Origin of the sequence: Sulfobacillus sp. hq2, from assembly GCF_002903155.1 — a bacterium.
Classification (GTDB): Bacteria; Bacillota; Sulfobacillia; order Sulfobacillales; family Sulfobacillaceae; genus Sulfobacillus; species Sulfobacillus thermotolerans.
In genome coordinates this window covers 1-9,083 of the sequence record NZ_NWUL01000033.1, presented here as the reverse complement: position 1 = coordinate 9,083, position 9,083 = coordinate 1, and the positions used below count along the sequence as shown (strand labels likewise).

At 52.5% G+C, this 9,083-nt stretch carries 9 protein-coding genes; 7 read left to right on the top strand and 2 right to left on the bottom strand.

What is annotated here, in order from left to right:
* Nucleotides 1-42: 42 nt before the first annotated feature.
* Nucleotides 43-507 carry an AAA family ATPase gene (locus CO251_RS17210; protein WP_158246269.1) on the bottom strand — a complete coding sequence of 155 codons (465 nt, stop codon included), beginning with the start codon at nucleotides 505-507 and terminating at the stop codon, nucleotides 43-45.
* A gap of 137 nt (nucleotides 508-644) precedes the next feature.
* Here CO251_RS17210 and CO251_RS09620 point away from each other — a divergent pair, with 137 nt between their 5' ends.
* The 5 genes from CO251_RS09620 to xylB all read left to right on the top strand — a co-directional run bounded on the left by CO251_RS09620 (nucleotide 645) and on the right by xylB (nucleotide 7,032).
* Nucleotides 645-1,421, top strand: a complete 777-nt coding sequence (locus CO251_RS09620) for a LamB/YcsF family protein (RefSeq protein WP_369825251.1) — start codon at nucleotides 645-647, stop codon at nucleotides 1,419-1,421.
* A gap of 87 nt (nucleotides 1,422-1,508) precedes the next feature.
* Nucleotides 1,509-1,832, top strand: coding sequence for a nucleoside triphosphate pyrophosphohydrolase (locus tag CO251_RS09615; protein WP_103375603.1), 324 nt, complete (start codon nucleotides 1,509-1,511; stop codon nucleotides 1,830-1,832).
* Nucleotides 1,825-4,242, top strand: coding sequence for a DEAD/DEAH box helicase family protein (locus CO251_RS09610; protein WP_158246268.1), 2,418 nt, complete (start codon nucleotides 1,825-1,827; stop codon nucleotides 4,240-4,242). The genes CO251_RS09615 and CO251_RS09610 overlap by 8 nt, the downstream gene beginning before the upstream one ends.
* A 78-nt stretch (nucleotides 4,243-4,320) precedes the next feature.
* On the top strand, nucleotides 4,321-5,499 hold the full coding sequence (locus CO251_RS09605) for an ROK family transcriptional regulator (RefSeq protein WP_103375601.1): 1,179 nt from the start codon (nucleotides 4,321-4,323) through the stop codon (nucleotides 5,497-5,499).
* 78 nt (nucleotides 5,500-5,577) lie between these two features.
* Nucleotides 5,578-7,032 carry a xylulokinase gene (gene xylB, locus CO251_RS09600; protein WP_103375600.1) on the top strand — a complete coding sequence of 485 codons (1,455 nt, stop codon included), beginning with the start codon at nucleotides 5,578-5,580 and terminating at the stop codon, nucleotides 7,030-7,032.
* Here xylB and CO251_RS09595 read toward each other — a convergent pair.
* Complete coding sequence (locus CO251_RS09595; protein WP_103375599.1) at nucleotides 7,029-8,195, bottom strand: helix-turn-helix domain-containing protein; 1,167 nt, start codon at nucleotides 8,193-8,195, stop codon at nucleotides 7,029-7,031. The two genes, xylB and CO251_RS09595, sit on opposite strands and share 4 nt — an antisense overlap.
* A gap of 65 nt (nucleotides 8,196-8,260) precedes the next feature.
* Between CO251_RS09595 and CO251_RS17400 the strand changes: the two genes are divergently transcribed.
* Nucleotides 8,261-8,425: a hypothetical protein gene (locus CO251_RS17400; RefSeq protein WP_158246267.1), complete on the top strand. Its 165-nt coding sequence runs from the start codon at nucleotides 8,261-8,263 to the stop codon at nucleotides 8,423-8,425.
* A 222-nt stretch (nucleotides 8,426-8,647) separates the two neighbouring features.
* Nucleotides 8,648-9,083: molybdopterin-dependent oxidoreductase (locus CO251_RS09590; protein WP_242968517.1), on the top strand; the 436-nt coding region annotated here is incomplete at its 3' end.

Below are 9,083 nucleotides of genomic sequence, written 5' to 3'. Positions count from 1 at the left end.
GTCGTAAGACTGGAGTGAAACCGGCCTCAGCGAAGCAGGAAATCAGCTTTGAACCTGTTTGAGCAGGTTCGAGTAGGTCTGATAGAACGGTTGCAATCGGTTGCGAAATAAGGATAAAAAGGATTCCCCGTGCGACTGCTGATGGAAAGATTTGCCGCCATATGACGCAAAGACGCTGTCGTCCTCTAATTCTTCCAGATAGCTGGCGTAGCTGAAAAAACTTTCTGCCCGAAAGAAGAAGCCGTGTAACGCCTTATGGTTCCATGTTAGACGCATAGCTTGGGACAGTTGCCCATCGGTATGGGCGGCGTGATACGCGGCATGGCGGCTGCCGCCTTCGGGGTTAAACCCGGAAGCTATGGCAAGAGACTCGAGGATTGTAGATTTGCCGCTTCCATTATCCCCAATGAAGAAGGTGACCGCTGTCGGAAAGGATAGGACGTTTAAGTGTTTGAGGACGGTCAGATTCCATGGATACGTTGATGGGCGTGGTGTAGGCCATGTCAACCGGACTTCTCGCAGGGGAAGAATGGGGATCGCCTCCTATGCAAAGGGGTAGGACGTGCTTACTCTCAGCATACCATAAGGCCTAGGATTGCCGGTGACCGGATAGTTATTCAAAGAGATAATAAAGAGGGGGCTATATGATGCGGGATACTATTGATATCAACTGTGATATGGGCGAAAGCTTTGGCGTCTACCATTTGGGAGATGATGCCGGCATTATGCCTTTTATCACGTCGGCGAATGTGGCATGTGGATTTCACGCCGGAGATCCGCAGGTCATGCAGCGTACAGTAGCCTTAGCCAAAACCCACGGCGTCGCGGTGGGTGCGCATCCTAGTTTTCCGGATTTGGTAGGGTTTGGACGTCGAAACATGACCTTGACGTATGAGGAAGCCTATGCCGACGTGCTGTATCAAATAGGCAGCCTCTATGGCGTAGCGAAGAGCCAGGGGCTATCTCTTCAGCATGTCAAGCCACATGGCCAACTGAACAATATGGCGGTGACAGACGCTCAATTAGCGCAAGCGATTGTGGATGCCATCTGGGCATTTGACCCCTCTCTCATCGTTATCGCTTATGGGGGAGAGCTTATGCGTGCGGCGGAAGCAAGGGGTTTGCGGGTCGCGCACGAAGTATACGCGGACCGTGAATATCTGGATAACGGACAGCTAGTGCCGCGCTCTTATTCCCATGCCGTTATCCATGATGTGGAGCGAATCGTGGCGCGTGCTGTGCAGATGGTGCAAGATCAAGCTATCCCAACCGTCTCCGGTCAACATCTGCCCGTACAGGTGGACACAATTTGTGTGCACGGCGACACACCTGGGGCACGGTCCATAGCCCAGGCATTGCGGGAGGGGTTGGAAGATGCCAAGATTATGGTGCGCACATTAGCCACTACAGCCGCACTGTAAGTCCAATCAAATACCGAGTGGTACCGAGCAGGAAAACCTGCGGGGTGCCACGAATAGAGTGGTAATCGGCGGTTAGGAGGATTTGCGGTGGCGACGTATAACAAGTTGGTTCGGGATAAAATCCCTGACATCATTCAAGCAGCGGGAAAAACATGCCGCATTCGGACACTCAACGATGAAGAAATGCGACTCATGCTGCAACGCAAGTTGCACGAAGAAGTGCAAGAATATTCGAGCGCAACGACCGATGTGGAAGCGTTAGAAGAACTGGCGGATATGCTAGAAGTCATGTGGGCCCTGGCAAAACAGCACGGAGCCACCCCTGAACAGTTGCTTACGATTCAAAACCAGAAACATCACATGCGCGGGGGGTTTGAAGACCGCATCTTTTTAATCGATGTCGATGACTGATGTAACGCTTTTAACCCGAAATTTAGTGAAGGTTATCCGTTCCCAGTTGAAAGAAGCCCAAGCGGTTTATTGGCTGGTTGCATTTGCCATGCAGTCTGGGGTGGAGCTACTGTTGCGCGATTTGAAAGCCGCAGAAGCGGCCGGAACCGATATCAAAATTTTAGTGGGCGACTATCTTTATGTCACGGAGCCCGAGGCTTTGGCCCAGCTGCTTGACGCACTGCCGAACGCGGAACTGCGTCTATGGAAGAGCCAAGGCCAATCTTTTCATGCTAAAGCTTATCTCTTTGAACATGCGAACGCGGCGGATACGATGATCGTGGGGTCGTCGAATCTGTCGCAATCGGCAATGACGAGTGGGATCGAATGGAATCTTTTAGCCTACGACCGGTCAACGCAAGCTGTGGAACATTTTATGCGGTTATTCTACGCGGATCGCACCGTGCCTCTTAATGCGATAACTCTGGCACACTATGTGAAGGATTGGCATCAATTTCGTCAGCAGCATCCAGATCATCTGGCGACGTGGACTGAGCGCGAGGCATTGACCTTGATGTTCGATCCGGAAGATATGGCTCAGAGTCCTTCACCTGATGCGCAGGTAACGCCGACGCTCTTGCCAACGCCAGTGCAAGCGGAAGCACTTGCCGCATTGTCAGACACGCGGCAAGAAGGCTATTCTAAAGCCTTGGTGGTATTGCCTACGGGACTCGGCAAAACGTATCTGGCAGCATTTTTTGCCCAACAGTTTCGCCGTATTTTGTTTGTGGCCCACCGTGATGAAATTCTTCGCCAGGCATTGGCGACGTTTCAGTCCGTGATGCACCAGCGGTCATTTGCTGTCTATACAGGAAAGCACGATGATGGACGTGAGAGTATTTTTGCTTCGGTGTTTACGTTGGCAAGCGAAAAGCATCGCCGGCAATTTTCACCCACGGCCTTTGATCTCATGGTTGTTGATGAATTTCATCATGCGGCAGCCGCATCGTATCAACGGCTGCTAACGTATTTTCGCCCCCAATTTTTATTAGGGCTTACGGCGACACCTGACCGGACAGATGGACGCGATATCTTTTCGCTATGCGATGGGAATGTGGCGTTTCAGGTATCATTGCCCGATGCTATCACACGTCAATGGTTGTCGCCTTTTTGGTATGTGGGGGTTTATGATCCGATCGATTACAGCGCACTGCGGTGGCGCCGCACCCATTATGATCCGAACGATCTTCTGCGTGCCCAGTTATCGGAATCCCATGTTGCTGCGGTCTATCAAGCATGGCAGGCCTATCATCAAACACGTACACTTGGGTTCTGTAGTTCTATCCGCCATGCCGAATTCTTGGCCGAACAGTTTGCCAAACGGGGAGTGCGCAGCACGTGGGTTTATGCTGGTTCGGGATTGGGGCAACGCCATCAAGTGATTCAGGAACTCATGCAAGGGCAGTGGGATATTGTTTTCAGTGTCGACCTCTTTAATGAAGGTGTAGATATTCCTGCGGTCGATACCATTTTACTGGTGAGGCCTACCGATTCATCGATTGTGTTTATTCAGCAGTTGGGACGAGGACTAAGGCGCGCGCTAAACAAAACGCACTGTGTCATCATCGATTTAGTCGGCAATTACCGTAATGTCGAGGCCAAACTTACGTGGTTAGGCATCAAAAACCCCGCCGCTTTAGTCACGTCAGGACTCCCGGCAATCCGGCGGCAATTGCCCCCGGATTGCCGGTTCGATTTGGACTTGCAAAGTCTTAATGTCCTTGAGCGCATGATGCGCCAGCAAACACCACGAAAGCAACTCGTGATGGATGCCTATCGCCACTTGCAAGAAGATTTGGGACGTCCCCCTACGTACTTAGAGTTTCACCTGCAATCCGGTGTGCCAGGGACCGCTGTACATCAGGAATTTGGCACGTATATTGGGCTGAAATACTTGTTAGGTGTCTTAACGCCAGACGAAGTTCAGGTCTGGGATAAATATCAGAAATGGTTGCTCGAAGTTGAATCCACGCTGATGGTGAAAAGCTATAAGATGGTTTTGCTTAAGGCTATGTTGGCGCGTGGCCCGCTGCAGTGGGCCGCACCCGTGACCGCGCGAGATGTGGCGGCTTATTTTCACCAATATCTGACGGCCGAGCCCCACCGCATGCGCATAGACTTTTCCGACAAAACGACGATGCCCCTTAGAACCTATCACCCGGAACGCATGGCGAATTTGATTCAGCGTATGCCAATGAAACAATGGAGTCAGAGCAGTGCGGGATGGGTGCAGCTCACCGGCGATACGCTGCAAATTCGTGTGGGGGCGGCGGATGCTCGGACACTCACGATATTAGCGAATTGGACCGAGCAAATTGCCGATTATCGTCTGCATGCTTATTTTGAACGCAAGAGTCAGGCGCTGACGTAATCATCGCTTGTGACCATGTCTTGTCCATGGTAGGATGGCATCAGCAGATAGTTAGGACTGTTTACGAAGGAGGCATGCATGACACGCCCAACCCGAGCAGACCTTAACACGTTGCGCCATCATAATCGTCAGGTCATTGTCGATATCATGAGACGCTACGGATCATTGTCGCGAGCGGAATTGGCACGCTTGACACGTTTAAGCAAGGTGACTGTATCAGAAGTCGTCGACGATTTAGTGGCCGAAGGTTATTTGCGTGCCGTGGGTTTAGGGACCGCAGAAATGGGCCGAAAACCCATGCTCATGGCGTTTAAGGAGTCAGCAGGGTTTGTGCTGGGAATAGAAGTGGCACCACGTATCGTGCGGTTGATCGTGACCGACTTGATGGGAGATGTCGTGGCAACCTTTGAGGAGTCTGGCGTAGCAGCGGCGGGGGACGACCTGATTAGGGCCCTATGTGCCCTCATTAGTAAAGCGCGAACCCATCTACCTCAGAGCCGTTATGGATTGATGGCGGTAGGCATTGCCATCAGTGGTTGGGTCGACTTCGCGCAAGGCGTGGTCGTGGCTGCACCCAATATGACATGGGCACCGCTCGCTTTGCAAGAACGTCTCGCCAGCTGTGTTCACGTGCCAATTATTGTCGATAATGAGGCGAATGCGGCCTTAGCCTATGAACATGGACACGGCATCTTGCGCGATGTGGATCATGCTGTCTATTTGAGTGTGGGTTATGGCTTAGGCAGCGGGATGTTGATGAATGGTGCCGTGTATCGGGGACACAAAGGAATGGCCGGAGAAATGGGGCATATGGTCTTAGACCCTGCGGGGCCTTTGTGTACGTGTGGCAACCATGGCTGCTGGGAAATGTATAGTTCCGAAAAAGCTTTGCAGAGAATGATGAGTGGCTGCACGCCTGCACTCACCGTCAACGAAGGGGACCTGACGCACTGGGCAATACAACAGGCGCGGCAGGGGGCGCCGTGCGCGCGTCAGGCTTTACGCGCGGTAGGCCGTTCTCTTGGCCAAGGGATCATCAATATTGCAAACCTATTGAACCCCCAGACTCTGGTGGTCGGAAATGGGATGGTCGAAGCTTGGGAGTTCTTAGAACCCGAAATGATGGCAGTGCTTAGTCAGGCAGGACTTTCTGCCACAACCCAAGACCTTATCGTCACGCCGTCGCCCCATTATCAAGATGCCGCAGTCCGCGGGGCGGCGGCTCTTGCGTGTGACGCCGTTATTGCCCGGATTTAAGACTCAGGTTATGCATGGAGTGTACAAAGATCGATAGAGCACGAAGCGGCATGGTCAGACGCGAAGGGAGGAAGAAGTATGGACGCATATATTGGGCTCGATGTCGGAACGCAAGGGATGAAAGGGGTGGTGGTGGATGACGCGGGGAGCGTTTTAGACACGGCGTATGCTCCCTATCCGACGCAAAGTCCCGCGCCTGGCTGGCAGGAGCAAAATCCGCAAGATTGGTTGATGGCCTATGATGAGGTGTTGCAACGCCTTATGGCAAAACATCTGCCGGTCGTATACCGGGGCATTGGGTTCACAGGGCAAATGCATACGACGGTGGCATGTAACGCCAATGGAGTCCCAGTGCGCCCTGCCATATTATGGTCTGATACGCGGGCAGCTGGGTACGGGGAAGCGCTGGAGCAGCGATATGGCCTAGATACCCTTGTGCGCCAAACAGCGAATAAACCGCTGGCCAATTTTTCTGTGTTGCGTTTGCTTTGGATGAAAGATCATGAACCCCAACACTACCGAACCATTCAACGGGTGGCCGTGGCTAAGGACTGGGTACGGGATCAAGTCACGGGAACTTTCATGGCGGACGTCACGGATGGGTCAGGGACGTATTTGTTTGATGTGGGACGAAGGCAATGGAACTGGGAATGGATGCAAACGTTATCGATTCCACGCGAATGGTGGGCGGATGCGGTGGAGTCTCCTACCGTGGTTGGAGACTTAAGGCGCGGTCCAGAAGCACTGCAGTCTATTCCCGTGGTCGCCGGAGCAGGGGATCAAGAGGCGAGTGCTGTTGGCACGGGGCTAACCAACGAAGGCGATTTAGGGGTCTCTATCGGTACCTCGGGCGTTATTTTTTGGCCACGGGCGGGCTTTTCTCTGCCTCCTCACCCGTCGATTCATGCTTTTTGCCATGCGGTCCCGGGGATGTGGCACTGGATGGCGGTTACGCAATCAGCCGCCTTATCTTTGCGCTGGTACCGTGACGCCTTTGCGCCCACATTATCCTACCGTGACTTAGACGAACTCGCAGCGTCAAGCCCTGCCGGTAGCCGTGGGCTCTTGTTTTTTCCCTATTTGCAAGGGGAACGGGCTCCTTTAATGAATGCCCAAGCGCAAGGCACGTTGATGGGATTAAGACCGGAGCACCAGGCCGCAGACATTGTGCGAGCGATATTGGAAGGTGTGGTGTTTAGTCTCTTTCATGCATGGCTAATGATGAAGCCAGCGCAGAAAAAGTCATTAGAGCGCATGGTGGCGACCGGGGGCGGCGCCCAAAGCACATTATGGATGCAAATTTTGGCGGATGTCTTTCAAATACCGGTAACCGTCGTGGACGATCCGGGAGCCGCTGTCGGCGCCGCATGGCTAGCCCGGCGCGCTGTCGGCGGGGACGTTAAGGAGCTGTCGCGGCGTGTGCGAAAAGTCGTTGAGCCCAGTCAAAATCAAGGGATCTATGCCGAGCGCTTTCACGCATATCGCAGCATGGCCATGAATCTTAACGGCCTTTGGGGGAAGGAAAGGGTTTAGGGTTGACCGGCAATGATGTGAAAGCAACATGTCAAGCGTTGTTCATAATCGTCAAGGACTAGGTTATCCGTCTGAAAAGGCGGGGTCGGCAGCCCTAGCTTTTGAGCCAACAAAATCATTGATGCCGTATCCTGAGTGTCTTTGGGGTCTGGAACTAAGGCGTATTGTTGGGCATAGGCAGCTGCTTCTGGCAAGTGACCCGCCAAGATGTGCGTGAGACAGAGCTCGGCAATGGTCGATCCCCGCTGTCGGGTTTGGGTGTCGCCGTACAAGGCCAAAGCCTTCTCTAATTGCTCAATGGCCAAGGCGAATTCCCCGCATTGTCGGTGCAAGACACCCATATTGTGGTAGATACGTGCAGTTTGTAACGGCGTGGCCTTATCGATAAGGGTTTCGAATTGTTGGATAAGGCCTTTGTCTTTTCCGTGAAGGGCCCAATAACAAATCAGTTCACCGAGATGCGTTTCGACATTAATGACAGGATCGGCGAAGGGATGACGTTTGACTTGGCAATAGAGGGTTAGGGCGTCCTTATAGTTTTTATTTGCTAATAGAATATTGGCCTTCGTGTAGTCAACCAGGTTGGCTTCACGAGGCCGGTGAAGGGCTAAAAAAATTTCCTTCGCTTGGGCCAACAATGGTTGGCATTGACGGCCGTTATGATGTTCCGCAAGAGAGAGTGCTAACGCATGATTATACAACGCAACGCCTTTGCGATAACTAATGGCTACATGATTCAGTGCATTGACCATTAACTGACTCCATTGCAACATTTGTTTGAAGTCTTGTTTTTTTAAAGAAATCTTTTCCATGAGATAATAGACCTTGCTATTATAGCGGCCATTGTAGGAGCCTTGGCTAAACGCTAGAGCGTGTAAGGCAATGGCTTCCGCTAGTTTTATGTTGTCGGCTTCTAGCATCAATTCCGCAAGGCGACAAAGAGTGGGAGGTCTTCTTTCAACCTGCAAATATTCCAAATACCAATCATCATCGGGCCACGTCAACACAATGGCGAGCTGTCGCATCACGCTGGGGGAGGGAATACGTGTACCCGCCTCGATGGCTAAAAGATATGACTTTGAAATTCCCGTTTTCCTGGCCGCCTCGGTTGAAGTCAGCCCCATTTTCTGCCGACGGCGTTTGACGATGGTATTTAAACTCATTGTCTACCCTCTGGTAAGTTTCATTGTACTCGAGTACTAGTATCATTATACGTGAGGTGAGAACAATGAATAAAATTTTACGGGCCATAATTGTCATGGCCGGATTGGCTGCATTTGTGGGGGTTGTGCCCATCCACACAGGTCATGGAGCTACAAGCACGCAAGCTGCTGTGAGCCCTTTGGGGAGTACGGGCCCTGCTCCGATTATGTTAGGAACCAGACAGGCTTAATTATAGCCGCAGGGCCGGCTATGTCCATGCAGTTTGCCAAAGGGAGGCGTCATCAGGTAATACTTGGTCGCCTCCCTCATCTTATAAACCTGCTAATGTCGGTGAACCGCAATGTGTGACTTCTGCGTAATGCGAGGGCTATGAACACCTTTATAAATGTCCATTCCAAACATGGCTGCCGATGATGCATTTACATTCCAATGGCGGCAAGGAGGTTTTACGATGGCATTGACTAAAGGCATCACCATGCATTTTCTGCTCGAAAATGTCTCAGGTTTAGGCAGAACGCGAAAAGTCCATACCACTTGTTTTATGTGTGCCTGCCGGTGCGGGATTGAAGTGACCGTCGAACAGGAACAGATTCGCTTTATTGCCGGGATCAAAGACTCGCCCGTGAATAAGGGGGTGTGGTGCGCGAAAGGCGGCGCGGGCATCATGACCCAATATTCGCCGGCGCGGCTGATGACGCCCTTGATGCGGGCGCCGGGCAGCCAACGCGGGAGCGGGGACTTAGTGCCCGTCGACTGGGAAACAGCGCTCCGCACGGTGGCCGGGTGGTTGCAGCAAATTCGGGACACGGATCCGGCGCAGTTGGCGTACTTTACGGGCCGGGATCAAATGCAGGCCTTCAATGGCTATTGGGCGCGGCAGTTTGGGA